The following is a 24371-nucleotide window of genomic DNA, read 5'->3' as shown; positions in this document are numbered from 1 at the left end:
ACCCGTTATTATTGTCCCCATGAATTCTCGCGATAATTTCGGCTCCCGCCGCCCCGCCAACAATTCCGGTGGAACGGATGGCGCCGGAGGTACGGAGATCGCCCGGGATCGGCACGGCAAGCCCCTACTGGACCGCTACGGGCGGCCGGTGCGTAAGGGCGTCATCCCTCCCAGCAACAGCGGCCCCGCCGAGCACAGTGAACCCCAACGCCGCGAGATCCCGCAGCAACCCGAACGGCCGCGCTACCGCCGAGCCGAGCCGATTCCGCCGCGCGATGTCGGCCTTGATGCTAACCGGGGCTACCGACCGCAGCCGGGGCAGCCTTTCGGCGAACCGCAATTCGGCGGCTACACCGAGCGTCCTGGCAGAGCTCGCTCTGGCGGAGGCGAACCCCCGCGCTCCACTCGGCGCCCCCGTGGGCTGACTGCCTCGCGACCGAAGAGGCGCAAGCGCTTCGGTTTCTTCAAGGCACTAGGCCTGCTGTTGGTCATCGTGCTGGCCTTTAGCATCGGTGCGGCAGTGTGGATCGATACGAAACTGCAACGCACCGATGCTCTGCAGGATTACGACGGTCGCCTGGGTGGAACCTCCGGCACCAACTGGCTGCTGGTTGGTTCGGATTCCCGCGCTGGCCTAAGCAAGGAAGATGCCGACCGCCTCATGGCCGGAGAGCTAAACGATTCGGTGGGACGCACAGACACGATCATGGTGGTACACATCCCCCGCTTCGGCGGGGAGGCAACCATGCTATCGCTGCCGCGCGACAGCTGGGTCGACATCCCCGGCAACGGAAAGAACAAGCTCAACCAAGCGTTTTCTATCGGTGGACCGGCGCTACTGCAGCAGACCGTAGAGCAGGCGACGGGCATCCACCTAGACCATTACGCAGAGATCGGCTTCGGTGGTTTTGCCAATGTCGTAGACGCAGTTGGTGGCGTGGAAATGTGCCTGGATGAACCCTTGGAGGATCCGATGGCAGGCATCAACCTGCAGGCGGGCTGCCAGGAACTGGATGGGCCGACCGCACTGGGTTATGTTCGCTCACGCTACACCTCGGCCCAGGGCGACCTGGACCGCGTGGAGCGCCAGCGCAAGTTCCTGGCCGCGCTGTCCAAGAAAATCAAGTCCCCCGGCACCCTGTTGAACCCGTTTAAAAACCTGAAGGTCGCCGATGCCCTCAGCGCCAACATGACAGTCAACGAGGACGACCACGTGTGGAACCTCGCCTCGTTGGGGCTGGCCATGGCCGGTGGTGCAAAGCAGGAGACTGTGCCCATCGCGGGCTACGAAGACACTTACGCCGGCAACGTCGCACTGTGGGACGATGCCGGCGCAGAGGAGATGTTCGCGAAGCTGCGTTAGCGAGAGGCTAGTCAGGGCTAGCCGCTAACCAGCGGCTACTAGCGGATGGTGACCTCTCGAGACTGAATGGTCTGCTTAGCCTTCTGCTCATCGGCGGTCAGTTGAGCATCCTTAGCCAGGGCTTCCTCGATCTTCGAGTCCAGAGCCTCCAGCCCTTCCTTCCAGGAAGCGGCCTCGCGACTGCGGTCCAGGTCCCACACCGGAACCAGGATGCCGTGAGTACGGAATACACCGGCGAACTTGGAGCCCTCGCCCAGGTTTAGTTCACCAGCGGCGTGCAGGCGAGCCAGTGCGTTCAGCAGCTCCTCCTCACGCTCCTGGCGAACCCAGCGGATGTGCGCCTTGTCGGACGGGTCGATCCACCACGCGGCGCCCTTGATATCCGCCTCCACACGCTCAGAGGGCAGCACGGAGTCGTTAGCGCGCTGCAGCGTAGCAGCAATCTGCGGGTTGTTGCGGTTTTCCTCGGTCAGCCACCAGCCGAAGTCCTGAGCGACGGTGATCTCCGAGGCTGCATCCTTGTTCAGGATGTCCGCCAGGGCGGGCTCGGTACCGTCGGCCACTCCGACCTCCAAGGACTGCCCCGGCTCGGCCTGCTTTACCCAGTTCAGGGCGTATGCCAGGTCGCGGTTCGGGTTGTCACCACGACGCTGAGTCTGCAGTGCAACAAAAGCCTCGCCGCCGTCTTCCTCCGAGCGGCGCAGCGCTGCAACCGCACCGGGCAGAACGGTAACGACGGAGATCTTGTGCTCAGAGTCCTTCACGTCGGCGACAAAGTGCGCCGAGGGGACGAATTCCTGCAGGGCGATGAGGTCGGCCTCCATGGCGAAACCATCAAAGGGACGCGGATCCTTCTGCAGCTTCGCGCGCTCCGCGGCGCGGGCGGCGAGCTTCGCCTGGCGGCGGCTCATGCCCTCGGGCAGGTTGTCTTGGTTCTTTTTCTTCTTAGCCACGGTCGTTAATTGTACCTGGCTGCACCAAGGAAAACGCAGAAGCACTGGTTTCGCTGGCTACCCTCAACCTTTCGGGCCCCAGCTTGTCCAGCCCTAGCTCGCTGTCGCGCCACATCCGTGCCCGCCCGGGGTAGTTCGTTGCCAGCCAGGTCACGCCCTGGCGCGCCGCCCACCGCACCTCGTCTTCCTTGTCGGCAGTCCACACGTAGGTTCCATCGCCAAAGCGGCCGATAATGTCGGGGCGAATCCGACCACGTGCGACCGACAAGCCGTGGGCGTCCACAACATGTAGTGCCTCCAGTCCCGGGTTGAGCATCCGCTGGTACTCGCGTCGCAACAGGATACGGTGGACCGCTGGATTGATCATCTTGAAACGCACCAGCGATTGCGGGCTGAAGCTGATCAGGTGCACATGCGCGCTCTCCGCCAGGTGCGCCCGCTGCAGTTCGTAGTGCAGGGCGTGCTCGACCTTGGGGCCGTAGCGGTTCGGGTGCTTGGTCTCGATAAAGATGTCTTTCTTTAGTGACGCCCCCTCTTCAGCACCAGCCGCCTCCGCCCTCTGGCTGTGCTCCTGCTTGGCGTCGATCCGCGAGGAGTTCACGTCGTTAAAGAAGGTCAGAAGTTCGCGCAGAGTAAGCACCTGCGCGGGTTCCTCGGGAGTTCCGACATTCAGTTCCCGCAGCTGCGCCAATGTCATCTCGCTGACCACACCACTGGATTTCGCGGGTTTGTCCACCGCCACCCGGTCAATTGTGCGGTCGTGCAGGCAGACGAGCTCCCCGTCGCGGGTCAGGCGAATGTCGCATTCGAAGCCGTCCGCGCCTCGTTGCTCGGCCAGTTCATAGGCTGCCAGGGTGTGTTCTGGGCGTTCCTTGGAGGCTCCGCGGTGGGCGACGATTCTCATACCCTCTATTTGTAATGCGCCAGCGTGCAACCGGCATCCGCGCACGCCCCGCAGCCTCCAAGTTTCACTTATTGTTTACTTAAATGCAGCGCTGCTTAAAGCCGCCCGGCCTAAATCAGCCCGGCCTCGCCCATTACCTTGCGCAGCACATTCGCGGAGTGGTCGAACCTCTCCTTTTCCTCGGCATCCAGTTGCAGCTCCACAGCGTGGCGCACACCCTGGCGGTTAACCACCGCAGGGGTGCCGATGTAGATGTCCTCGAAACCGTACTCACCCTGCAAAAGGGTGGAGATCGGCAGCACGACATCCTGGTTGCTGAACACCGCCTGGGTAATGCGAGCCAGCCCCATGCCAATGCCGAAGCTGGTGGAGCCCTTGGCCTGGATGATTTCGTAGGCCGCGTCACGGGTCTTCACGAAGATCTCGTCGACGTCCTCGTCGGCAGACTCACCCATCTTCTCCAGCCGGTGGCGGATGGAGGTACCCGCCACCGAACCGGCAGAAAGCACCGGCAACTCAGTATCTCCATGCTCGCCGATCACGTAGGCGTGCACGGAGGTCGGCGCGAGGTCGAAGTAGCGGCCCAGCGCATAGCGGAAGCGCGCGGTATCCAGAATCGTGCCGGAGCCGATCACGCGGCTGGAGTCCATGCCGGAGAACTTCCACGTCGCGTAGCTCAAAATGTCCACCGGGTTGCTGGCGACCAGGAAGATACCGTTGAAGCCGTGTTCCATCACGTCGCCGACGATCGTCTTGAAGATTGCGGTGTTCTTGGCAACGAGGTCCAGTCGAGTCTCCCCCGGCTTCTGCGCCGCGCCCGCGCAGATGCAGACCATCGCGGCATCGCGGCAGTCCTCGTAGGTGCCGACTGTCACGCGGGTGTTGTGGTGGGACCACGGCACTGCGTGGTTGAGGTCCTGTACGTGGCCCCAGGTCTTGCGCTCATCCAGGTCGATGATTGCCAGGTGGTCGGTCAAACCTTGATTGACCAGGGTGTATGCGTAGGCGATGCCGACGTCACCCGCTCCAATGAGCACGATCTTGGAGCCGGGGGTCGGGGGTGTAATGGTGTGCGGTTGTGGAGCAGTCATGGTGGCCTTCTTCCTTTTGGTTGCCCTGTAGGTGCCTGCGTTCTCTTTGACGCCCACGGCCAGGATAGCGCTACGCTCAGACACGCTCACCTCAAGAATTTCTGATGTTTGAACTTTTGAGATATAGCGTCAATAAATAAAAAGTTCCTAATAGAAAACCTTGCAGGAACTATATTTTCGCGTCACACTTGTTGTCATAAGCACTTCCGACGTGTGAAAGGAACTTTAAAAACTATGGCTAAGTACGAACTCCCCGAACTGGATTACGCATACGACGCTCTGGAGCCCCACATCTCCGGCGAGATCATGGAGCTGCACCACACCAAGCACCACCAGAACTACGTTAACGGCGCTAACGCTGCCCTCGAAAAGCTGGAGGCTGCACGCAAGGACGGCTCCATCGCTGGCGTAGTTACCGCACTGTCCAAGGACCTGGCGTTCAACCTGGGTGGCCACACCAACCACTCCCTGTTCTGGAAGAACCTCTCCCCGAACGGTGGCGGCGAGCCGACCGGCGAGCTGGCTGAGGCTATCAACCGCGACTTCGGCTCCTTCGAGGCATTCCAGGAGCACTTCAACGGCGCTGCTCTGGGCCTGCAGGGCTCCGGCTGGGCAGTCCTGGGCTACGACCACATCGCTGGCCGCCTGGTTATCGAGCAGATGACCGACCAGCAGGGCAACCTGTCCATCAACCTGACCCCGCTGCTGCTGCTGGATATGTGGGAGCACGCTTTCTACCTGCAGTACAAGAACGTTAAGGCAGACTACGTAAAGGCTGTTTGGAACGTCTTCAACTGGGACGAGGTTGCAAAGCGCTACGAGGCTGCCCAGAAATAGCCCAGCAGTAGCCCAGCAGTAGCTCAGTAGTAGCCCAGCAGTAAAGCTGACTCAAGGGGCGCCTTTGTAAGCGCCTTCTAGCACTGAAAACTAAATAGAGCTAGCCCTGTATCCGCCGGAGGTTTTCCGGCCATTTGATACAGGGCTTTTTGCGTACCTAGAAACGCTCCGGGCTATACGAACGATCCCTTAAACGAGTACTCACTCAGCTCACGCGCTCGACTGGGTTTTACACGGCTGGCCCGCAAGTCACCTACACACCCACCTGAGATTGGAGAAGAACAATGAAGGCTCACGTACGAACCATCCGTTCCAACCACTCCCCCGACCCCCAGAGCACGCGCGGCACACGCCGCAGCCGCCAGCTTGGCGCCGTGGTCGCCCTGACCGGCCTCCTGCTGGGCACCGCCGCCTGCGGTGATGACAGCAATGACGACAATGAGGGCGCTCCCTCTGCATCCGCAACCTCCAGCGCCCAAGCCGCGGACGGCGAAAACGCCGACAAGGACAAAGCGCCAGAGGGAGGCAGCGACCCAGCAGCGGAGGCAAACACCGAGAACGCTGCTGCGCCGAACCCCGCCGAAGGCGAGAATGCCGAAGGTGGCGATGCTGGTACTGGCGCTGACGGTGGCAACAAGGATTGCTCCGAACAGCCGAACTCCCCGGAGATCACGAACAACATCAGCAAGCTGCCGCCGAACCAGTTCGGCTGGAAGCCCACGGGCCAGTCGAACTACAACCCCTGCAACGACCTCAGTTACGCACTGATCACCCAGGCGCAGCAGGGCAATAGCCAGTTTGCGACCCAGCTGATGCTCTTCCACAAGGGCAAGTACATCGGCGTTGGCTCCGACACAATCCAGCAGACGGAGATCCTTTCCGACACGGATTCCTCCGTCACCGTGCGCATGCGCGACTGGGAGGCACTGCAAGAGTCCGGCGATGCCAATGCGAATGCTGGCAAGTACTACTCAGACGTCACCTTCCGCTGGGACGGCGGCAAGGTCGTTCCGGAGGGGCGCATTCCGAACCAGAACCTCTCCAAGTAGAGCCAAAGTTGCTGGCTCGCTAGTCCCCCAGCACCCCGACGGGGCAACTCACGCCATTTGAACCGTGGTTGCAATACCCGCCGGGGTTCTTGTGTAGATACTGCTGGTGCTCGTCCTCGGCCAGGTAGTACTGACCGTCGCCAATGTCCGCCAGCTCGGCCACTTCCGTGGTGATCTCCCCGAAGCCCGCGTCACTAAAGCGCTGCTGCCAGCCTGCGATGGCCTGCCGCACGCGTCCCAACTGTTCAGCATCCTGCGTGTACACACACGAACGGTATTGCGTGCCCACGTCGTTGCCCTGCCGGTCCCCCTGCGTAGGATCGTGGTTCTCAAAGGCGATCTGCAGCAGTTGTTCCAGGCTCACCGCGGCGGCGTCAAAGATAACCCGCACCACCTCCGCATGACCGGTCCGCCCGGTGCAGACCTCGCGGTAGGTGGGGTTTGGGGTGTAGCCACCGGCGTAGCCTACGGAGGTTCCCCACACTCCGTCCACGCCCCAGAACATGCGCTCCACACCCCAGAAGCAGCCCAGCCCCAGAACGATTTGCGCGGGTTGCTCTAGCCCATCGGCCTCGGCCCAATAGCTATCCTCCAGGCCGGTCAGTGGCGTTCCCAGAACTACGTTCGGCTGCGGATTCTCCAGTACGGGCGTCCGTCCGCCCTTCAGTGCATCCTCCGGCCCGACTCTTTCGGCCCGGTACGGTCCTTTGCTGTTGAGTGCCATAATGCGGTCGAAGAAGTTCGTCATGCCTTGTCCTCTTTCTTATTGACGCCGCAGTTCCCGCAGGCCCGGCGCGCCCCGGCGCAGCCAGGCGCGAACCGCCGAGGTCGCCACGCAGTCGTCGGCGTTGTAGCGCTCCAGCTTACGCCTGGCCGCCTGCGCCGTGGTGCGGGATCCGCCGATGGCCTGCTCAAATAGTTCCACCGCTGCCTTGCCGTTGATGCCCGCCTGGCTGAACTCGAATCCCGCCAGCGGCGCCACCGTCTTTAGCCCCAGCGAGTCCGTGGGCGCCAGCGCCTTCTTCACCAGGCCGAAGCAATCGCACCAGTGCTCGGAGGCGATGAAGGCATTCACCTCCTCCAACGTGGGCATGGTCACCTTCACGTTGGTGCCCGCGACCTCGTAACGGTGCCCGCCGTAACGCTCGGCGGCATGGCGCAGCCAGTAGTTTTCCCCCTGCGCGGCATACACCCACACCTGGAAGTTCTTTCCTTTCTCCAGAGCGCGATCCTTCTGCAATTGCAGCCAGTGCCAGAACTCGGCGACGTGTTGGCCTTCATCGCCGTCCCGGCTGAAATCCCCAAACCCGATGTAGCGCGAGCCGTCGAAAGTACCCCAAAGGAAAGTGCCACGGTTGGGGTGGGCCTCCATGTCCACGTCGATCTCCACCCAGTCGCGCAAGGCCCCGGCGGCGTTCCGCGCGCTACCGCCCCAAAGCTCCGGCTGCTCCAGCCAGTTTTTCTTCGGGCGGCGAAGGGCCACTTGCCCGTCCATCCAGGCCTGTGCCAGCTCTGACTGTTCCCCGTTACCGGAGGCCGCCAGCTGCGGCAGAGTTTCTATCCCTTTTTCCCGCCACTTGCGGGCCTTGTCCCCCGGCAGCAGCAGGCTGATCTCCTGGCTTTGCAGCAATTGGGCCCGGCAGTGATTATGAAACTCGCAGGTCTGGCATTCCTTGATTCTGCGTGGCTCGGTCGGGATCGGTTCCTCCAACGCGGCCTGCAGGCCGGGGAGGACAGAGGGGGCGTCAAAAAAGAAGCAACGAGGCCTACCCGGCCCGGCGCGCCCGATCAGCGCGACGGCGCTGGCGGCAAAGCCCCACTTCCGCAGCACAACGTGGGCAATGGCCACTTTTTGGGCGTCTCCGGCGGCAGCGCGGTGGCGGAAGTCGATAGGCGCCGGCACGGCCAAGCCCAGCGCACCTATGTCCGCCACTCGACAGTCCGCCAGCTGCGTAGCCCGCGCGCGACGTGCCACGGAGTGCGAGGAGATGGCGACAGGGGTGTACTGCATAAACTCGTCGACCCCCTTGCCAAGGTCCGCGCGAACCAGCAGGTCCAGCTCCACCCGGAAAGGACCTTCGGCCAACACGGGACGGGTGATCAGGCGAGCGCCCGAAGCCAGTGCCTCCAAGGTCTGCTCAACGGCTGTGTCGGGCTCGCTAGGGTCGATATCCACCCTGGTGGGGAACACTTTGTCGCCCATCCGCGGCCTACTCGGCAGACAGCGAAACACCTGTTCCCGGCGGAGCGCCGCGGTGGCTTTGTGCTGAACGGACTCCACGTAGGCCTCGAGATCCTGCGCGGTATGGATGCGCGGGGCAACAGGTGGTTCCTGCTGTTCTGTGGAGCGCCGATTCTGATGACGCCGCAGTACCGCACGGTGGCGGCAGCCCACGAGGTCGCTAGGGCCGAGCGGCGGAAGATCTTCAGGCAGGCTCACACTCACAATAGTTTCTAAGCCTAGCGCGTCCCTGAGGCTGGCTGCGCGCCTCCCTAAAGGGTTGAGCTTCTGCCTCGGGGTGTCGGAGTACAGTGAAGCAAGTACAGTAAAGATGTTTCTTAAGTAATCTGGTTGAACAGTAAGACAGATCAAGACAGATCAATTCGCATCGGAGTGACATGGGACTGCTCAGCGGTATGCGCAAGCGCCGTCAGGAAAAGAAGGCCATCGAGAAGGCAGCGAAGGTTCGCGCCAAGGCACAGGTAAAGGCCGACTCGAAGCTGGAGAAGCGCAAGGAGGCCTACCTGCGCAAGACGGCCAAGCAGGTACGCAAGTTGGATGCCAAGGAACTCAAGGCGCAGCGCAAGCACAACGAGAAGATGGCGAAGGCCTCGCTGGAGCAGATCAAGGCCGGTCGTTTCAACTCCAAGAACGTACTGAAGGTCGCTGGCGCCGCCCGCGTTGCCGCACCTTTTGCCATCCCGCTGTTCTACCGTGGCATGACTGCCCTGCAGGAGGCATCTAATAGCTCTGCGGCCCGCCGCAGCGGCCTGGCCACCCAGGCAACCGCGCAGTTCCCGGGCGATGGCGGCCTGCAGCAAGCGCGTATCAAGAAGATCCGTAGGTCTTTGGATGACGGCGTGCCTACCGGCTTCGCCAAGGACATCTCCGAGCGTATGGACGACCTAGACACGGCCGTTGAGAACTCCCGGTCCATGAGCGAAGGTCAGGCAAAGCGAGTGCTGCGCTCCGTATCCAATGAACTGGATCTGGTAGAGGCCCAGATTAAGGCCAAGCGCAAGTAGGCACTCGAGCTAGCTCAAGCTGGGGGGAACTTGCCCAGCGAAACCCGTTTGCGCGTGGTTTTATTGGGCTATGACGAAGAAGCCTCAGGATAATTCCACCCCGGCCCAGTCCGGCCAGTTCACCCGCCGCCAGGTTCTACAGACCAGCGCCGCTGGTGCAGCTGCCGTCGGCATCGGCGCCGTTGCCGCCAACTCCACTGCCTCTGCCGCGCCGCTGGGGTCCGCCAAGCCCGCGAACCCGCCCATCAACAAGAAGATGGGCAAGCAGGCCTTCCAGCACGGCGTTGCTTCCGGCGACCCATACCCGGATAGCGTCCTGCTGTGGACTCGCGTGACCTCTAACGAAAACGACTACCCGGGCGATGGCCGAGGCCAGGCCACCACTGTGAAGTGGGAGGTCGCCAGCGACGAAAAGTTCACCCAGATCGTCACTTCCGGCACCGCCAAGGCAGAGCCATCCAGCGACATGACCGTGAAGGTAGAAGCCCGTGGCCTAAAGCCCTACACCGGCTACTTCTACCGCTTCATCACTGTCGACGGCCCTCGCAAGGACCAGACTTCCCCGGTAGGCAAGACCCGTACCGCACCAGCCAAGGGCGCCGATGTTTCCGAACTGCGATTCGCGCTGTTTAGCTGCTCTAACTGGGAAGCCGGCTTCTTCAGCGCCTACCGCGATATGGCCAAGCGCGGCGACATCGACTACGCGCTGCACGTCGGCGACTACATCTACGAGTACCCGCGCGGTGAGTACACCGGTAAGACCGGCTCTGTCCGCCTGCACGAGCCGGCCAACGAGATCGTCTCCCTGGCCGACTACCGCCAGCGCTACGCCCTGCACCACACCGACCCGGACCTGCAGGCCGCGCATGCTGCCTGCCCGTGGATCGTTACCTGGGATGACCATGAGGTCGCCAACGATAACTGGTCGCACGGCGCGGAGAACCACCAGGCAGACAAGGAGGGCGACTTCATCGCCCGCCGCAACGCCGCCATGCAGGCATACCTGGAGTGGCTGCCAATCCGCGCCACCCCGGTTTCCAAGCAGGGCCACATCTACCGCAACCTGTCCTTCGGTAACCTGGTCGAGCTGAACATGCTGGATCTGCGCACCTACCGCAACGAAAAGCCCGGCTTCACTTCCGCCCGCAAGACCGACGATGAGTCCCGCACCATGCTGGGCTCTGAGCAGTTCGGTTGGCTGACCAAGAAGCTGTCCACCTCCACGGCCCGATGGAACCTCATCGGCAACTCTGTGATGTTCAGCCCGGTCCTGATTCCGCCGCTGGACCCGGAGGCCACCAAGGCCGTCACCCAGCTTCTGGGACTGCCGGAAGAAGGCATGCCCTACAACTTCGACCAGTGGGATGGCTACGCCGCCGAGCGTCGCCGTGTAATCAAGTATTTGGTGGACAACAAGATCCGCAACACTGTCTGGCTCACCGGCGACATCCACTCCTCCTGGGCCAATGACATTCCGGCCAAGCCGGGAACCTACCCGAACGGCGGCACTGCCGGCGTGGAGATCGTCTGCACCTCCGTTACCTCCTCCAACATCGACGACATTCTGAAGCTGCCGGAGGATAACGCGTTGTCTCACACCGTGGAGTACGCCTTCACCAACATGAACCGCCACGTGAAGTACCTAGATTTCGACTCCCACGGCTACACCGTCGTGCGTGTCACGAAGGATGCCGTGGACGCCAACTGGATCTTCCTCGGCCCAGACGGCAAGCTACAGCCAAACCAGCCACTGCACTTCGGCAAGGCCGCCACCGCGAAGTGGGGCGAGGGAATCCACACCTCCACCGTGCGCATCGACCCTGCTAAGCACTCCGCTCGCTAAAAACCGCTAAAGCGTCGTATTACCCCCAGGTGCCCACCTGGGGGTATTTTTATCTTTTCTTTTCTTAATGACGCCACCTTTCCAGCACCTTTACAGATAATTTAGCTTTAAACAAAACTCGCCATTGAGTTTTGTCTTTAATGAGTTAGACTGGTGTGCGAATATCCACTCACTAAATATTGCAAGTAGCGCCGGTAACGCAGGCAGCGCAAGCAACAGCCTGGAAACTACAGGCAACAATCATTTCGAATGGAAGGAATGCCCCGATGGCCCGCCGTGAAATTACCCAGTTCTTCGACGACCTTGACAATGCCCCACTTTCCGAGGACGAGGTCAACGTCGTTGATTTCAGTGTCAATGGAATTGATTACACTTTGGATTTGTCCGCCAAGAACCGCGAGGCTTTCGAAAAGGCGTTGGAACCCTACATTCAGGTTGCCCGCCGCAGGACTCGCGGCAGCGCCGGCCGTCGCACCACTGGCCGCAACTCCAATCCGGAGCGCAACCGTATGATCCGTGAATGGGCACGCGAAAACAACGTTGAGGTATCTGAACGTGGCCGTATTTCGGCCGACGTTATTGAAAAGTTTGAAAAAGCTCAGGGCAAGTAAACGCTACTCTTTTTGAAGGATTCAAGGTTGCCGAAATTGGGGCGTCACAAAGTAAAAAGAGCTTCCCTAGCGCTCGTGGCAGGCATCGCACTGGCCTTTAGCGCCAGTGCCTGCGGGAGCACAGAGACCGACGAGCCAACCTCCGAAACCTCCGCAGAGCGCACCGTCGACCCGGTGAAGGGAACGGAACTGCCAATTGACGCTGCCCCGGAGCCAGTGGGGCAGGGCGGCCAAGAGGTTTGCCCATACCTGGACGGCGAATGGTTGCAGAACACAAATGGCCAGCGCCTGACTGGCACGGGCACGGATGAACGCTTCGACCCTCCTGCATGCGTTTTCTGGTCCTACGAAGACTACCCGCAGGCCACGGTGATGGTGCGCCACATGCGAACCAACTCCGATGCAATCGCGGTAGTGGACCATGCCGCGCCAATCGATTCCACTCTTAAGGCCCTCGAGCCGGAGGGGTGGAGCGGCGGGCGCCGTGGTGGCGACGGGCAATCCGGTGCGGTGTACGCAGTGTGGAAGGACGAGACGGCCGTGGTGGTTACCACGGCACAGGAGCAGTCCGTAAAGGCGCAGAAGATCGCCGAGGAGACGATCAAGAATCTCAAGCTCTAGCGGTGCTAGAGCTGCGGTGCTAAAGCTTAAGTAGCAGCCCCTCCAGTGGCGACCCGCAGCAGCCCCTCGGAGACCTCCACGTCCGTCCAGGGCATCATCGGCCCGATCCAGGGGAACACTACCTCCATAAGGAGGAAGAAGATGCCCACCAGCAGCACCAGGACGATCAGCAGCTTGACCCACCAGGGCCCCGGCAGGTTACGCCACAACATCGCGTACATTTAAGCTCCCTTCGTCAATTCCTCGGGCAGCTCTCCGCCCTTCTTCGGCTCCGAACGGACCAACGCCGCATGGACGATCATGCGCTGCTTGTTGGAAAACTGCGGGTGGCAGGTCGTCATGGTCAACAGCGCAGCATCGTCCTTCGGGTGAACTTCGACGCGCTGCTGGCCGGGGACAGGATTGATCACGTTAACGTCGCTGGGGGTGGTGATGTAGCGGCCGTTGACGCCCGCGTATTCGCCGCTGGAGATCTTCTTCGCCAGCTCTGGGGGCATACATTTCTCAGCCTCCGCCTGACGATCACCTGGGGCTACATCGATTGGCAGCACGCGGTAAATATTCCAACTACCTGCAGTTTCCACCACCACAGAATCGCAGGTTTTCAGCAGGCCTAGGTCGTTAAATGGGGAGCCGCGCCCCACGCGGTGGCCGGCCATCGCAAAGTTACCCGGCTTACCGGGCGCCTGTGTTTCCTGGTAGTGGCCCGGCCCCTTGGTGAGATCCTCATCGGAAACTCCCTTAACCACGGAAAAGTTAAAGTCCGAGCCAAAAGAAGGAATGAAAAGACGTGCAAAGGCTGTGCCTTCGGCCGGTTCAGTGAGCGGGCGGGGGTTCTTATCGTCCCACTGGTTATCCAGCTCCTGGGCGACGGCGGCCTGTTGACGGCCAGATTGGATGTCCGTCCAAAAAACATCCCAGAATCCGAAGAGCAGTGCAAGGACGCCAAAGGTGATTAAGACCTCGCCGAAAACACTAATCGGATCGAGTCGTGTTTTCGCCTGTCGTCGGTGTCGCGCCATGCGTCACATCGTACTACGTTTCAGGGGGTTCCCCTACCGTGTCCCGCAGCTACCGTCCATGGCGGGTAAGCTCACCTCCATGAAGATTGTCGAGTATCCCGTTGCTTTATTCCTGAAGGCATGGCATTACCTTTTTGCAGACATTTTCGGCTGGGATGCAGCGCAATCTTGGTTGCTGGCACTTGTGCTTTTGATCGTCACCGTCCGATCGCTGCTTTTACCCTTCGTTTATCGGCAGTCTTATTCCAGCCGTATTTTGGTTAACATCCGACCGAAGGTTTATCGGCTGGAGCAGGAATACAGCGACGATAAATCAGCGGAAGGTCGCAAGGAGTTAGGCAAGCGGCGACGTGAGCTACAGAAGGAACACGAATATCGGTTCTCCGATGGTTGTATTCCCGCGCTTATCCAGATTCCGGTTCTGCTGGGCCTGTACCGCATGCTCATCCACGTCACCAGCCCGGACCCGGAGATCAATGCTTCCGTCAACGGCTTTGGCCCTCTGAATGCCGAGGAAGTCCAATCATTACTTTCCGCGAAGCTCTTCGGAGTTCCTATGGCCGCTTATGTACAGATGGCGGATTCGCAGTTCGCGGAAATTCACACCACTAAGGAGCAGGTCTTTTGGGTGGTGTTCCCTATGGCGATTTTGGCGGCAATTTTCACCACCTCTAACTGGGGTTATTCCATGTACCGGAATTACCTCACGGTGGACCACAATTCGGGATTAGCTCGCGGGCTACTGAAGATGATGTGGCTGATTGGACCTGTCGTACTGCTCGCCCCGTTCACCATCGCTTTGGGGGCTGTCGGTCCCGTAGCGCTGATGATCTACTGGGTGGGTAATAACCTGTGGACCACTACCCAGACGATCACCATTCAGCGGATCCTGGACCGCAAGATCCCCTACTCAGATGAATTCCTGGAGCACCACAAGCTGATGAAGAACCAGCTGGTTGAGCGAAAGAAGGAGAAGAAGCTCGCGCGGAAGGCCAAGCGGAATAGCTAGATGTTGTAGCTCATCGGAGCCGTCAGCAGCAGCTGCTTCGCCAGGCCGCGCGCGGTTTCCAACGGCACGGTGTTGCGGGACATTTTCGCTCCGTTAAGCCCACCGTCCATGAACACCATCAGCTGGTCTGCCAGTGTCTGCGAGGCATAGCCAAAACGTTCGGTTAACAACTCTGCCATCGTGTCGCGACACCAGCGGCGATACTCCATCGCCGCGTCGCGAATGCGCTGCTCCGAATCGGTTTCGGGGCGCGGGTACTCGCTGGCCGCATTCTGGAAGTGAGATCCACGGAAGTTGTTGTCTGGTTCCTGCTGAATGCACAGGTCAAAGAACGCGATGATGCGATCCTCTGGCTTTTCGCGTTGATCCGCCAGCGCATGCCAATCGGCGCGCCACTTCTCATCCAGTTCCTGCAGGTAGGCGACAACCAGATTATCCTTCGATCCAAATAGGGAATACAGGCTGGCCTTCGCCACGTCTGCGTCTCGCAGGATGCGATCGATGCCGATAACACGGATGCCTTGCGTGGTAAAGAGGTTCGTCGCGCTTGCCAGCAGCCTTTGGCGCGGTCCAGGACGGTTACGTCGACTGGAACGCGCTGTCTGCTTTGTGGCCTTACCGGTCTTCTTGGCCGTCTTCTTCGCGACCTTCTTGGCCGTCTTTGCTCCCGATGTCTTGGCTGCTGCCTTGGCCGAGGAGTTAGTAGAGGCCGCGGAGCCCGCCGTGCGGGGTTTATCCTCTGCCGTTGCCATCTACTTTTCTCCTTAGTCCTGTCATCCCTGTTATTCGGCTTGTGGCGCGATTACTCGCTCAAGTCTACAAAATCCTGTAGAGCCCTTTGGACTCTACAGGATTTGCATTATACGGCCGGTGGCGACCGCTAGTTACGTTGGCTTACTTGCGCTTCTTGTCCTTCGGACGGACAACCATCATCGGGCACGGTGCGTACTGCAGCAGGGTGCGGGAGGTGGAACCCAGGAGCATGCCCTTGAATCCGCCGCGACCGTGAGAGCCAACGATCAGCAGCTGGGCATCCTTTGCCGCCTCGGTGAGGGACTGCACCGGGCGCTCGCGCTCAACGATCTCCTCCACCTGTACGCTCGGGTACTCCTTGATGAGCTCCTTCAGCTCGTCTTCCATCATGTTCTGACGCTCGACGATCATGCGATCCATCTGGTTCTGAGCATCCACCAGACCAACGTAGGTGGTGTGGATCTGCGTGTCGGTCCAGGAGTGCACTGCGCGCAGCAGGGCGCCACGTGCCTCCGCCTCGCGGAACGCAATCTGTAGTGCCTGGCGGGAAACCTCAGAACCGTCTACGCCGACCACGACCGGACCGTACTTGTTGTCGACGGTGACGTCGTTGTCCCTGCGCACAACCACGACCGGGCATTCGGCGTGGGAGACAACAGCGCTGGAGACGGAACCCATGACCAGGCCCGAGAGTCCGCCTAGGCCGCGGGAACCCATGACGATCATCTCCGCAGTTTCGGAGAGATCCAGCAGGGTATCAATCGGGGCGCCTTCCTTGACCAGGTAGCTGACCTCGACATCAGTGCTGAAGTCGGTGACGATCCTGCGGGCGTTCTCGATCTTGTCGCCGGCTTCACTCTCAAGCTCGTCGTAGAGCTCCTGCGGCGGAACCATTCCGTCGGCGTACATAAACTGCGGCATGGTGTAAGCGCTGACCAGCTTCAGCGGCTGCTTGCGCTTCAGGGCGGCGTTCGCAGCCCACCTGACGGCCTCGTTGCTGGCGTCTGAGCCATCAACTGCGACGATGATTTCCTTATCGCTCGTGGTAGCCATGGGAAACGATCCTTCCTTGCAAGGGCATTATTTGATTGATCCTCTACCACCTCCCATTATCCTCAAAAGCGCTAATCAATGCAGAAAGGGCGCCCTTTTGCCCCTATTCTCGGGACAATTCGGGCGCCCTTTGGGTGAGAATTTAGATTTTAGATTGAGGAACTAGGCCTGGGTGTCGGGCAGCGGAACGTCCTCAGCGCCGGGGGCGTTGGACGGGGAGAAGAACTCGAGGAGCGTGCGGAAGATGTTCAGCAGAACACCGCCAAGCTCGCTCTTGAACAGGGAAGACAGGGAACCGGTAATTGCAGCAATATCCATGCCGGGTAGCATAACGGATTGATGGGACCATTACCAGTAAAAAAGGGACTAAATCCTACGCGGATTCTTGTTCCCCCAGCTACCGACACGCCGTGGGTGGCAAAAGATTTTTTGTGGCACCTTATTTCCTCCCAGCGCCACCGCGCAGAAGATGATAATTTTAGCGCCGTTTTAGATCGCTTCGCTGCAGGCGAAGTGTGCCTGGATTCAGGCGAGGCACTCGCCCCGGACGACGTTCTGCGTCCCGGTAGCTTTATCAATTTCTACCGCCGCCCTGCCCCGGAGCGTCCCGTCCCCGGCGAGATCGCAGTACTGCACCAGGATGCGGATATCGTCGTGGTGGATAAGCCGCCTTTCTTGGCTACTCTCCCGCGGGGACAGCACATCACCGAGACGGCACTGGTCAAAGCACGGGTACAGCTCGGTATCCCGGAGCTCTCCCCCTCTCACCGCCTCGATCGCCTCACTCGCGGCGTGCTGTTGATGACCGCCCGCCCAGAGATCCGCGGCGCTTACCAGACGATGTTCGAGCGCCGAATCCCCCACAAGGTTTACGAGGCACTGACTCCCCTGCCTGAGGAGGCTCCATTCGCTCCCATCGCTCCACTAGCTGACTGGCGCTCGTGGGATCCGCCCACGCCTGAGCGTCCGTGGCGTCTGGAGCACAGCATGTCGAAGACGCGCGGGCACCTCAGCACCATCCTTACCGACGGGTCACCCAATGCTCTTACCCTGGTCACAGGGCTGCGCACGGAGTGGCGCGAGGGGCGAAAGATTCTTGTTTGGCGTCTGGAACCCCACACCGGCAAGACCCACCAGCTGCGCGTCGTCCTCCGTTCGCTTGGTCTGCCGATTCTGAATGATCCCTTGTACACCGAACTCACAGACGCGGCGCTCTTTTCTATTGACGCCCCTACGCCCCGGCCGGTCTACGTGGAGGACGAGGACTTTTCCTCCCCAATGGGGCTTATCGCCAAGGAGCTCCGCTTCCCCGACCCTTTGAGTGGCCAGGAGCGGAAGTTCGTCAGCCGCTTCTAGCCATCTGCGAGATCAGTCCTGCAGCTCCACAGTTACGCCCCGCAGGATACGGGCTGTGTAGAGGCAGCCGGCCGCCAAAACCACCACGACCAAGACTGTAATCAGCGCGAAGGCATGGGAATAGGCCGTGTCTGCGGCAGCTATCAGCGGTTCCGCCCAGCTGGCGTCTGAAGAATGCGCAAGATGCACGGCGGCGTGCAAGCTGTCCGCAGCCTCCTCGGGAGCACCGGTTGGCAGAGTAATCAGTGCCGAATAGAAGGCCGTCACCAAGCTACCGAGAACAGCAATGGACGTCAGGGAGCCGAACTCGTAGCTGACTTCCTCCACTGAGGAGGCCATGCCTGCACGATGGCTGGGTACGCCAGAGATCATGGCGATGGAGGCTACCGCCATCACCGCGCCCAACCCCATACCCTTAATAAACAGGCCGCCGAGCAGTAGGGGCGTCGACTCCCAAAGACCATAAAGACACACAATCACCGCACCGATGGTGGCTAGTCCGAAGCCGCCAGCGATCAGTCGCCTGATTCCGAAGCGCGCTAAACGAGCACCGGCATAAATAGACGAGAAAAGGGCCCCAATGGGTCAAGTCCGGTGTAGTGGTGTAGCCGTTTGTGCTTTCGGCTCGATATGAAGTTCGGGGCTTGGTTAGGCGGTTAGCTGGTGGTGGTCGTCACGATGTTCTCCTGGGTGGTGCATGAGGTGCTTGGTGTGTTCGAGTGCGGTCAGTGACATGTAGCGTTTTTGTTGGATCCAATCGTCGTGTTGCTCGGCTAGGACCGCACCGACAAGCCGGATGATGGATTCACGGTTTGGGAAAATGCCGACGACGTCGGTGCGCCGGCGGATCTCTCGGTTTAACCGTTCTGTGGGGTTGTTTGACCACACCTTCGTCCAGACTGGTTTCGGCACTGCGGTAAACGCCAGTACTTCATCGAGTGATTCCTCCAAATACGCCGCGACGTGAGGGAATTTCGGCTCCAGTAGGTCGACAACTTCGCGGGCTTGAGCCCAAGTGGATGTGGCGTCAGGTTGCTGGAAGATTGTCTGGAACATCGCAGAGACCATCGGCCATTGTGTTTTCGGGACCTTTTCGTAGAGGTTCTTCGCGAAATGGGTGCGGCACCGCTGCCACGACGCATTGGGCAGCACTTCGGAAATGGCGTGCTGGATGCCTTCGTGGGCATCACTGGTGATAAGGAATACCCCAGTAAGTCCGCGGGCTTTTAAGTCCTGGAAGAAGCCTTTCCACGACGCGTTGGATTCCGCGGTGGCGACGTGCATGCCGAGCATTTCGCGATACCCGTCGGCGTTGACTCCGGTGGCAAGCAGCACTGAGCATTTGACCACCCGGCCGCCTTCACGGACTTTGATCGTGAGCGCATCGCACGATAAAAAGGCGTACCCGCCGGGGTCTAGTGGGCGGTTTTTGAAGTCTGCGACCATGTCGTCGAGTTCTTCTGACATGCGTGAGACTTGCGATTTCGACATGCTGGAAATCCCAAGTGTAGCCACCAGATCATTCATCCTGCGGGTGGAAACCCCCTTAAGGTAGCACGTGGCGATCACAGTCGATAAGGCTCGTTCTGCTCGTGAGCGGCGCTCTAACAGCCAGTCTGGGAAGAACGCGCCGTGGCGCAGTTTCGGCACCGCCACGTCGATCGTGCCGACACGGGTGTCAAGGTCGCGGTGGCGATACCCGTTGCGGTGGTTGACCCGCTCGGTGGATACAACCCCGTATTCGGCGCCGCAGACGGTGTCAGCCTGGGCGGAGAGGATCTGGTTGATAAACCCTTGCAGCATCTGGCGCATCAAATCCGGAGACGCTTGGGCCAGCAAATCATCCAGATAGGTTGTCGGGTCGATAGAATACGGTGCAGCGGTCATCGTCATAGGCCTTTCGGTGAGATGTGGTAGTTGAGTTGAAAGGCTAACTGGCGGTGGCCGCCCACTACTTTCCGGGATCCACCATCAGCAAGCGTTACACCACACTAAGGGACGCAACCCCCCAATGGCCGCGAATGTCACGTAGACGCCGGAGCGCAGCGGCGATAAGCCGTCGGCAAGCTGCAGTTTTTGTGTAATGACGTACTGCAGGCCAGCAAGAGCAAACATGGAAAGCGCTGCTCCCAACGCGCCGGCGCGAAACGCAGGGAATCGAAAGATGTCAAGGGTGATCAACGGCTGGTCTAGTTTGTTTTGACGCCGAGTAAAGGCCCAACCGCCGAGGATGAGCGTAATGGCTGCTATGCCAATAACTGGCCAATTCTGCGGGGAGTGACTGCCCTCCTTGATGAGCATCACTGCGCTTACCAGGGTGACCATTGCGTAGAAAGAAGAGATAAAGTCCCAGTGCTTATCCCGTTGCGGCTGATCCTTCGGAGCGACGAAAGGCACAGCGATCAGCGCTGCGATAACAAGGGGAACGTTGATCAGGAAACAGGATCCCCACCAATACAGTTCCAAAAGCAATCCGCCGGCGATAGGTCCGAGAGCGGCGGAAACGGTTGAAAGACTACCCCAGATGCCGATTGCGAGGTTTAGCTCTGCCGGATCTAAAAATGTAAGCCGAATGAGCGACAACGTAGACGGCATCATCGTAGCGCCACCTACTGCTAACAAGGCGCGGCCGAGAATAAGAATCCCGGGGGTAGGGGCGAAAGCTGCTACGAACGAAGCAATTCCGAAAATGACAAGCCCCGCCACGAACATTCGTCGATGCCCGATCTTGTCTCCAAGGGTTCCGGTGCCGAGTAGTAAGCCGGCGATGACAATTGCATAGATATTGACAATCCATAACTGTTGGGTGCTGGATGCACCGAGATCTTCTACGAGGCTCGGAAGCGCTGTGTAGAGGATGGTGTTGTCGATCGTAATGATGGTAATACCTACGCCGACTGCGGCTAGTAGCAACCAGCGTTGGAGGGGTGTGTTTAGAGCTGGCTGAGCATTCATAGATGAGACTTTAGCAATTGCATTTGGGCATGAAAAAAGGGAGTATGCACATTTAAAACGTACATACTCCCTTAATTTTTAGTTTTAGTGCCGGCGGTGACTTACTCTCCCACACCCTCCCAGGTGCAGTACCATCAGCGCAGGTAGGCTTAGCTTCCGGGTTCGGAAAGGGACCGGGCGTGACCCCACCGCTAACAACCACCGACAAACCACAACAGAACAAAACACACACCCAACCAAACCCCACAACCGGGGCTTACTGGTGTGTAGTGCCGTTCCAGACACTGCATAACAGACGCGAGCACAATTTAGCGACAATTCGAAATCGTCTCAGCAACAACCACACAACAAAAGTGGCTTTTGTGTTGAACATCGGCTAATTAGTACCGGTCACCTCCATCACTCACATGACTTCCAGATCCGGCCTATCAACCCCATAATCTATAGGGAACCTCAAAAGAAACCTCATCTCAGAACAGGCTTCCCGCTTAGATGCTTTCAGCGGTTATCCCTCCCATACGTAGCCAACCAGCCATGCCACGGGCGTGACAACTGGCCCACCAGAGGTATGTCCGTCCCGGTCCTCTCGTACTAGGGACAGCCTTCTTCAAGTTTCAACGCGCACGGCGGATAGAGACCGAACTGTCTCACGACGTTCTAAACCCAGCTCGCGTGCCGCTTTAATGGGCGAACAGCCCAACCCTTGGGACCTACTCCAGCCCCAGGATGCGACGAGCCGACATCGAGGTGCCAAACCATCCCGTCGATATGGACTCTTGGGGAAGATCAGCCTGTTATCCCCGGGGTACCTTTTATCCGTTGAGCGACACCGCTTCCACAAGCCGGTGCCGGATCACTAGTCCCTACTTTCGTACCTGCTCGACCTGTCAGTCTCACAGTCAAGCTCCCTTGTGCACTTACACTCAACACCTGATTGCCAACCAGGCTGAGGGAACCTTTGGGCGCCTCCGTTACACTTTGGGAGGCAACCGCCCCAGTTAAACTACCCACCAGGCACTGTCCCTAACCCGGATCACGGGCCGAGGTTCAGATGCCCAATCCGATCAGAGTGGTATTTCACCAACGACTCCACAACCACTAGCGTGGCCACTTCACAGTCTCCCACCTATCCTACACAAACCGAACCGAACACCAATACCAAGCTATAGTGAAGGTCCCGGGGTCTTTTCGTCCTGCCGCGCGTAACGAGCATCTTTACTCGTACTGCAATTTCACCGGGCCTGTGGTTGAGACAGCAGGGAAGTCGTTACGCCATTCGTGCAGGTCGGAACTTACCCGACAAGGAATTTCGCTACCTTAGGATGGTTATAGTTACCACCGCCGTTTACTGGGGCTTAAATTCTCCGCTTCGACCACAAGGATCTAACAGGTCCTCTTAACCTTCCAGCACCGGGCAGGCGTCAGTCCGTATACATCGACTTACCGTCTTCGCACGGACCTGTGTTTTTAGTAAACAGTCGCTTCCCTCTATTCTCTGCGACCACCACCAGCTCAACACGTCGTTCACCAGCAGTGGCACCCCTTCTCCCGAAGTTACGGGGCCATTTTGCCGAATTCCTTAACCACAGTTCACCCGAACGCCTTAGTATTCTCTACCTGACCACCTGTGTCGGTTTACGGTACGGGCCGTACATGCACTCACTAGAGGCTTTTCTCGACAGCATAGGATCACCAACATCCCCACAACGGGTACGCATCACGCCTCACCCACATGCAGGACGGATTTACCAATTCCTGCGGGCCACACGCTTACACCACAATCCAATAAGTGGCTTGGCTACCTTCCTGCGTCACCCCATCGCTTGGCTACTACCAGATCAGGTCCCACGCATCCACACACCACACACACAAAGTGTGAGTGGCATCCTTCAGGGCGGTTAGTATCACTGATTCACCATTGGTCGCACACACACGGGTACGGGAATATCAACCCGTTAACCATCGACTACGCCTGTCGGCCTCGCCTTAGGACCCGACTCACCCTGGGAAGATTAGCTTGACCCAGGAACCCTTAGTCATCCGGCGGATACGTTTCACACGCATCATTCGCTACTCATGCCTGCATTCTCACTCGCATAACCTCCACCACACGGTCACCCGGCAGCTTCAACGATCACACGACGCTCCCCTACCAACCCAACCAAAAGATTGAGTTCCGCGGTTTCGGCGGTGTACTTGAGCCCCACTACATTGTCGGCGCAGAACCACTCGACCAGTGAGCTATTACGCACTCTTTCAAGGATGGCTGCTTCTAAGCCAACCTCCTGGCTGTCTTCGCGATCCCACATCCTTTTCCACTTAGCACACTCTTAGGGGCCTTAACCGGCGATCTGGGCTGTTTCCCTCTCGACTAACGAAGCTTATCCCCCGCAGTCTCACTGCCGCGCTCTGACTTACCGGCATTCGGAGTTTGGCTGACGTCGCTAAGATGATAGTCCCGCTCAACCAACCAGTAGCTCTACCTCCGGCAAGAAACACACGACGCTGCACCTAAATGCATTTCGGGGAGAACCAGCTATCACGGAGTTTGATTGGCCTTTCACCCCTACCCACAACTCATCCCCTCAGTTTTCAACCTAAGTGGGTTCGCGCCTCCACAGCCTCTTACAGCTGCTTCACACTGGCCATGGGTAGATCACCCCGCTTCGGGTCCAGGACATGCCACTACAAACACCCTAATTAGGATTCGGTTTCCCTACGGCTACCCCACAACACGGGTTAACCTCGCGACATGCCGCTGACTCGCAGGCTCATTCTTCAAAAGGCACGCCATCACCCTCTAAAGGCTCTGACGGCTTGTAGGCACACGGTTTCAGGTACTATTTCACTCCCCTCCCGGGGTACTTTTCACCATTCCCTCACGGTACTCATACACTATCGGTCACAATAAGTATTCAGGCTTACCGGGCGGTCCCGGCAGATTCACAGCAGATTCCACGAGCCCGCTGCTACTCGGGTAAATCATGTCAACCCCAACACCACATGCTTTCACGTACCGGACTCTCACCGTCTACGGCAGGCCATTCCAAACCACTTCCGCTAACACACAATGCCGGGGCACGGCATGGCAGCACCGCACAACACAACCCCACAACCCCACACACGCAACCCCTGCCAGGTATCACACGCATGCAGTTTAGCCAAAATCCACGTTCGCTCGCCGCTACTAGCAGAATCATTATTATTTTCTTCTCCTGCGGGTACTAAGATGTTTCACTTCCCCGCGTTACCACCACACAGACTATGAATTCATCCATGCAGCGACCACACACAACTGTGGCCAGGTTTCCCCATTCGGACACCCTCGAATCAACGCTCGATTGACAACTCCCCGAGGACTATCGCGGCCTTCCACGTCCTTCATCGGCTTATCATGCCCAAGGCATCCACCGTGCGCCCTTCACAGACAACACACAATACTAAGACACCCACACACCAACCACACAAACAAAACATTCATGTAATCAGCGCGTGAACAAAAATGATTTCAAACAAAAAATCACAAAAAGAAGATACTCGCGTCCACTATACAGTTCTCAAACAACACTGAACACCCACAACACACCAACGAAACACTCCGTCAGCCCATCGAAAGCATCCACAATCAGGAACAACAGATTGTCCCAGACACCCAACAACATGACAAACCAAACAACAACTCTGCCAACCCCAACACTGTGCCAA

At 59.1% G+C, this 24371-nt stretch carries 22 protein-coding genes and 2 rRNA genes; 9 read left to right on the top strand and 15 right to left on the bottom strand.

All coding sequences use genetic code 11. The features are described from left to right. Positions 1-19 precede the first annotated feature (19 nt). The gene (locus CJEIK_RS00600; protein WP_115597301.1) at positions 20-1363 is read left to right on the top strand and encodes an LCP family protein; all 1344 of its coding nucleotides are present in this window, start codon (positions 20-22) and stop codon (positions 1361-1363) included. A 38-nt stretch (positions 1364-1401) separates the two neighbouring features. On the opposite strand, the gene CJEIK_RS00595 is transcribed toward CJEIK_RS00600, so the two are convergent. The 3 genes from CJEIK_RS00595 to CJEIK_RS00585 form a co-directional block, all read right to left on the bottom strand. Further along, complete coding sequence (locus CJEIK_RS00595; protein WP_370510489.1) at positions 1402-2274, bottom strand: DUF5926 family protein; 873 nt, start codon at positions 2272-2274, stop codon at positions 1402-1404. Between the two features lie 34 nt (positions 2275-2308). Next, positions 2309-3220, bottom strand: a complete 912-nt coding sequence (locus CJEIK_RS00590; protein ID WP_005297294.1) for a glycerophosphodiester phosphodiesterase — start codon at positions 3218-3220, stop codon at positions 2309-2311. Between the two features lie 110 nt (positions 3221-3330). Beyond that, positions 3331-4311, bottom strand: a complete 981-nt coding sequence (locus CJEIK_RS00585) for an L-lactate dehydrogenase (RefSeq protein ID WP_050760860.1) — start codon at positions 4309-4311, stop codon at positions 3331-3333. A 234-nt stretch (positions 4312-4545) separates the two neighbouring features. On the opposite strand from CJEIK_RS00585, the gene CJEIK_RS00580 reads away from it, so the two are divergent. Both CJEIK_RS00580 and CJEIK_RS00575 read left to right on the top strand, forming a co-directional pair. Beyond that, complete coding sequence (locus tag CJEIK_RS00580) at positions 4546-5148, top strand: superoxide dismutase (protein ID WP_005297298.1); 603 nt, start codon at positions 4546-4548, stop codon at positions 5146-5148. A gap of 284 nt (positions 5149-5432) precedes the next feature. After that, the gene (locus CJEIK_RS00575) at positions 5433-6197 is read left to right on the top strand and encodes an LppP/LprE family lipoprotein (protein WP_005297301.1); all 765 of its coding nucleotides are present in this window, start codon (positions 5433-5435) and stop codon (positions 6195-6197) included. A gap of 19 nt (positions 6198-6216) precedes the next feature. On the opposite strand, the gene msrA is transcribed toward CJEIK_RS00575, so the two are convergent. Both msrA and CJEIK_RS00565 read right to left on the bottom strand, forming a co-directional pair. Beyond that, positions 6217-6945: a peptide-methionine (S)-S-oxide reductase MsrA gene (gene msrA, locus CJEIK_RS00570; RefSeq protein ID WP_005297304.1), complete on the bottom strand. Its 729-nt coding sequence runs from the start codon at positions 6943-6945 to the stop codon at positions 6217-6219. A 15-nt stretch (positions 6946-6960) separates the two neighbouring features. Continuing rightward, positions 6961-8400 (bottom strand): TM0106 family RecB-like putative nuclease, encoded by a 1440-nt coding sequence (locus CJEIK_RS00565; RefSeq protein WP_005297307.1) that lies wholly within the window; start codon positions 8398-8400, stop codon positions 6961-6963. A 416-nt stretch (positions 8401-8816) separates the two neighbouring features. Between CJEIK_RS00565 and CJEIK_RS00560 the strand changes: the two genes are divergently transcribed. The 4 genes from CJEIK_RS00560 (at position 8817) to CJEIK_RS00545 (ending at position 12518) form a co-directional block, all read left to right on the top strand. Continuing rightward, positions 8817-9443 (top strand): DUF6474 family protein, encoded by a 627-nt coding sequence (locus CJEIK_RS00560; protein WP_005297311.1) that lies wholly within the window; start codon positions 8817-8819, stop codon positions 9441-9443. A gap of 70 nt (positions 9444-9513) precedes the next feature. Then, on the top strand, positions 9514-11286 hold the full coding sequence (locus CJEIK_RS00555) for an alkaline phosphatase D family protein (RefSeq protein WP_005297313.1): 1773 nt from the start codon (positions 9514-9516) through the stop codon (positions 11284-11286). 266 nt (positions 11287-11552) lie between these two features. Beyond that, complete coding sequence (locus CJEIK_RS00550) at positions 11553-11897, top strand: histone-like nucleoid-structuring protein Lsr2 (RefSeq protein ID WP_005297315.1); 345 nt, start codon at positions 11553-11555, stop codon at positions 11895-11897. 75 nt (positions 11898-11972) lie between these two features. Further along, complete coding sequence (locus CJEIK_RS00545; RefSeq protein ID WP_005297317.1) at positions 11973-12518, top strand: DUF2020 domain-containing protein; 546 nt, start codon at positions 11973-11975, stop codon at positions 12516-12518. Between the two features lie 26 nt (positions 12519-12544). On the opposite strand, the gene CJEIK_RS00540 is transcribed toward CJEIK_RS00545, so the two are convergent. Together CJEIK_RS00540 and CJEIK_RS00535 are read right to left on the bottom strand one after the other, a co-directional pair. Next, positions 12545-12739 (bottom strand): hypothetical protein, encoded by a 195-nt coding sequence (locus CJEIK_RS00540; RefSeq protein WP_005297318.1) that lies wholly within the window; start codon positions 12737-12739, stop codon positions 12545-12547. Beyond that, positions 12740-13540, bottom strand: a complete 801-nt coding sequence (locus CJEIK_RS00535) for a class E sortase (RefSeq protein WP_005297320.1) — start codon at positions 13538-13540, stop codon at positions 12740-12742. It abuts the gene before it with no gap. 79 nt (positions 13541-13619) lie between these two features. Here CJEIK_RS00535 and yidC point away from each other — a divergent pair, with 79 nt between their 5' ends. Beyond that, complete coding sequence (gene yidC, locus CJEIK_RS00530) at positions 13620-14549, top strand: membrane protein insertase YidC (RefSeq protein ID WP_011272850.1); 930 nt, start codon at positions 13620-13622, stop codon at positions 14547-14549. On the opposite strand, the gene CJEIK_RS00525 is transcribed toward yidC, so the two are convergent. From CJEIK_RS00525 to CJEIK_RS00515, 3 genes are all read right to left on the bottom strand, one after another. Next, positions 14546-15301: a TetR/AcrR family transcriptional regulator gene (locus CJEIK_RS00525; protein WP_005297324.1), complete on the bottom strand. Its 756-nt coding sequence runs from the start codon at positions 15299-15301 to the stop codon at positions 14546-14548. The two genes, yidC and CJEIK_RS00525, sit on opposite strands and share 4 nt — an antisense overlap. 142 nt (positions 15302-15443) lie before the next feature. Continuing rightward, a complete protein-coding gene (locus CJEIK_RS00520) occupies positions 15444-16355 on the bottom strand; it encodes a universal stress protein (protein ID WP_005297327.1) in 912 nt (303 codons plus the stop codon). Positions 16356-16517: 162 nt separating this feature from the next. Beyond that, positions 16518-16673, bottom strand: a complete 156-nt coding sequence (locus tag CJEIK_RS00515; RefSeq protein ID WP_162145167.1) for a hypothetical protein — start codon at positions 16671-16673, stop codon at positions 16518-16520. A gap of 96 nt (positions 16674-16769) precedes the next feature. Here CJEIK_RS00515 and CJEIK_RS00510 point away from each other — a divergent pair, with 96 nt between their 5' ends. After that, on the top strand, positions 16770-17711 hold the full coding sequence (locus tag CJEIK_RS00510) for a pseudouridine synthase (RefSeq protein WP_005297332.1): 942 nt from the start codon (positions 16770-16772) through the stop codon (positions 17709-17711). A 12-nt stretch (positions 17712-17723) separates the two neighbouring features. On the opposite strand, the gene CJEIK_RS00505 is transcribed toward CJEIK_RS00510, so the two are convergent. The 5 genes from CJEIK_RS00505 to CJEIK_RS00485 form a co-directional block, all read right to left on the bottom strand. Further along, entirely contained in the window at positions 17724-18191 is a 468-nt protein-coding gene (locus CJEIK_RS00505) for an MFS transporter (protein ID WP_143336422.1), read from the bottom strand. A 168-nt stretch (positions 18192-18359) separates the two neighbouring features. Further along, the gene (locus CJEIK_RS00500) at positions 18360-19598 is read right to left on the bottom strand and encodes an IS256-like element IS3506 family transposase (RefSeq protein WP_011113078.1); all 1239 of its coding nucleotides are present in this window, start codon (positions 19596-19598) and stop codon (positions 18360-18362) included. Between the two features lie 84 nt (positions 19599-19682). Then, complete coding sequence (locus CJEIK_RS00495) at positions 19683-20666, bottom strand: MFS transporter (protein ID WP_115597302.1); 984 nt, start codon at positions 20664-20666, stop codon at positions 19683-19685. An 88-nt stretch (positions 20667-20754) separates the two neighbouring features. After that, positions 20755-20872 (bottom strand): 5S ribosomal RNA (rrf, locus tag CJEIK_RS00490). A gap of 153 nt (positions 20873-21025) precedes the next feature. Beyond that, positions 21026-24101, bottom strand: a 23S ribosomal RNA gene (locus tag CJEIK_RS00485). Between the last annotated feature and the right edge of the window lie 270 nt (positions 24102-24371).

The sequence above is a fragment of the Corynebacterium jeikeium genome (assembly GCF_028609885.1).
GTDB classification, from domain to species: Bacteria; Actinomycetota; Actinomycetes; order Mycobacteriales; family Mycobacteriaceae; genus Corynebacterium; species Corynebacterium jeikeium.
Note: the sequence above shows the minus strand (reverse complement) of the source record. Positions and strands in the feature narration are given on the sequence as shown.

What these genes read in the sequence shown, in the direction of transcription:
- CJEIK_RS00535 (WP_005297320.1), bottom strand. Translation starts at nt 13,540, where the DNA reads ATGGCGCGACACCGACGACAGGCGAAAACACGACTCGATCCGATTAGT.
- CJEIK_RS00565 (WP_005297307.1), bottom strand. Translation starts at nt 8,400, where the DNA reads ATGGGCGACAAAGTGTTCCCCACCAGGGTGGATATCGACCCTAGCGAG.
- CJEIK_RS00495 (WP_115597302.1), bottom strand. Translation starts at nt 20,666, where the DNA reads ATGAATGCTCAGCCAGCTCTAAACACACCCCTCCAACGCTGGTTGCTA.
- CJEIK_RS00500 (WP_011113078.1), bottom strand. Translation starts at nt 19,598, where the DNA reads ATGACCGCTGCACCGTATTCTATCGACCCGACAACCTATCTGGATGAT.
- CJEIK_RS00585 (WP_050760860.1), bottom strand. Translation starts at nt 4,311, where the DNA reads ATGACTGCTCCACAACCGCACACCATTACACCCCCGACCCCCGGCTCC.
- CJEIK_RS00595 (WP_370510489.1), bottom strand. Translation starts at nt 2,274, where the DNA reads ATGAGCCGCCGCCAGGCGAAGCTCGCCGCCCGCGCCGCGGAGCGCGCG.
- msrA (WP_005297304.1), bottom strand. Translation starts at nt 6,945, where the DNA reads ATGACGAACTTCTTCGACCGCATTATGGCACTCAACAGCAAAGGACCG.
- CJEIK_RS00590 (WP_005297294.1), bottom strand. Translation starts at nt 3,220, where the DNA reads ATGAGAATCGTCGCCCACCGCGGAGCCTCCAAGGAACGCCCAGAACAC.
- CJEIK_RS00575 (WP_005297301.1), top strand. Translation starts at nt 5,433, where the DNA reads ATGAAGGCTCACGTACGAACCATCCGTTCCAACCACTCCCCCGACCCC.
- CJEIK_RS00520 (WP_005297327.1), bottom strand. Translation starts at nt 16,355, where the DNA reads ATGGCTACCACGAGCGATAAGGAAATCATCGTCGCAGTTGATGGCTCA.
- CJEIK_RS00525 (WP_005297324.1), bottom strand. Translation starts at nt 15,301, where the DNA reads ATGGCAACGGCAGAGGATAAACCCCGCACGGCGGGCTCCGCGGCCTCT.
- CJEIK_RS00550 (WP_005297315.1), top strand. Translation starts at nt 11,553, where the DNA reads ATGGCCCGCCGTGAAATTACCCAGTTCTTCGACGACCTTGACAATGCC.
- CJEIK_RS00580 (WP_005297298.1), top strand. Translation starts at nt 4,546, where the DNA reads ATGGCTAAGTACGAACTCCCCGAACTGGATTACGCATACGACGCTCTG.
- CJEIK_RS00555 (WP_005297313.1), top strand. Translation starts at nt 9,514, where the DNA reads ATGACGAAGAAGCCTCAGGATAATTCCACCCCGGCCCAGTCCGGCCAG.
- CJEIK_RS00560 (WP_005297311.1), top strand. Translation starts at nt 8,817, where the DNA reads ATGGGACTGCTCAGCGGTATGCGCAAGCGCCGTCAGGAAAAGAAGGCC.
- CJEIK_RS00600 (WP_115597301.1), top strand. Translation starts at nt 20, where the DNA reads ATGAATTCTCGCGATAATTTCGGCTCCCGCCGCCCCGCCAACAATTCC.
- yidC (WP_011272850.1), top strand. Translation starts at nt 13,620, where the DNA reads ATGAAGATTGTCGAGTATCCCGTTGCTTTATTCCTGAAGGCATGGCAT.
- CJEIK_RS00540 (WP_005297318.1), bottom strand. Translation starts at nt 12,739, where the DNA reads ATGTACGCGATGTTGTGGCGTAACCTGCCGGGGCCCTGGTGGGTCAAG.
- CJEIK_RS00515 (WP_162145167.1), bottom strand. Translation starts at nt 16,673, where the DNA reads ATGGATATTGCTGCAATTACCGGTTCCCTGTCTTCCCTGTTCAAGAGC.